Below are 1,247 nucleotides of genomic sequence, written 5' to 3'. Positions count from 1 at the left end.
AGGCAGCGTTTGATCTCTCGCGGGGTCTTGCCTTCGCTGGTGCGTCGGGCGGTGTAGTCCTTGGTGTCCTGGTCGTAGCGCTGGCGGGAGAGCACGATCGTGTGCAGGGCTCGGTTGAGCTGCCGGTCGCCGTATCGGTTGAGCCGGTATCTCGTGGTGACTTTCCCACTGTTCGCTGGCAGCGGGGCGACGCCTGCGAGCATCGCGAACGCGGCCTCGTCACGCACCCTTCCGGAGTGGGACCACGCGCAGAGAACGGTCGCGGCGACGATCGGGCCGATCCCTGTCTCGGTGAGCAGGTCGGCCCGCCAGGACCGCACGATCGCGCGGATCTGCTTCTCGTGCTCGTCGGCCTCGTCCTGCAGCGCTTGGGCGCGGCGAGCGAGGTCGCGCAGCACCTGCGCGGTCGTTGTGGTCTCCACGTCCCACCCAGTTTGGATGCGGAAACGGGCCGCGATCTCGACCATCTCGGGCAGCTTCCGATCACGAAGCTTGGCGCGCAGACGCTCGGGAGCAGCGATCGTGAGGCTGAACAGCTGGCGCTGGGCGGCCGTCGCAGCGGTGACCGCGGAACGACGTGCGGTCAGCAGTACCGACAGGGCTTGCCGTTCCTGGCCGGTGCGCGGGGTCCCGTGGTGGGGGCGGGCCATCGCCTCGCGGGCCGCGCGGATCGCGTCCAGTGGATCGGACTTCGCGCCGTTGCGGCGCTTGGCCCGTTGGGGGCGGTCGAGCTCGATGACGACCTCGCCCTCCAGCAGGTGGGTCAGCCCGGCGCCGTGACCGCCGGTGCCCTCGATCGCCCACGCCCGCAGGGGTGAGTGTTCGTCGGCCAGGTCCAGCAGTTCCTGGTAGCCGGCCGGGGTGGTGGGCACCGTGATCTCGGCGAGGACTCCGCCGGTGGTGGTCTCGACGATGGCGGCGGTGTGGGTGTCGACGTGGGTATCGACCCCGATGACGATCTCTGCGATTTCGGTCAGACTGGTCATGCGTTCCTCCTAGCTCCGGAGCGGACGAAATGGGTCCGGTCCGGGAGGAGTCACGGCAGGACTGTGACGGGACACGTGGGCGCGGCTACGCCCGCGGTCAAGCTCCTGATCAGGCCAGTCAGCTCCGACCGGGCCGGGTTCGACGACACCGAGTGGACAAGTCGTGCGAAAGGCACGAAGCCAGTCAGCTCTCGGGTCACACCCGGTGCCGTCGAACACACCCCATCAGCACAAGGCCGACAAAGCCATCCTCACAGTCAG

The 1,247-nt window shown here is 68.6% G+C and carries 1 protein-coding gene; it reads right to left on the bottom strand.

The window, feature by feature from the left end:
- Positions 1 to 986 (bottom strand): IS110 family RNA-guided transposase (locus INT49_RS20810; RefSeq protein ID WP_193119627.1); only part of this gene is annotated, 986 nt, incomplete at its 3' end.
- Between the last annotated feature and the right edge of the window lie 261 nt (positions 987 to 1,247).

It is taken from the genome of Brachybacterium tyrofermentans (assembly GCF_014897585.1).
Taxonomy (GTDB): Bacteria; Actinomycetota; Actinomycetes; order Actinomycetales; family Dermabacteraceae; genus Brachybacterium; species Brachybacterium tyrofermentans.
Note: the sequence above shows the minus strand (reverse complement) of the source record. Positions and strands in the feature narration are given on the sequence as shown.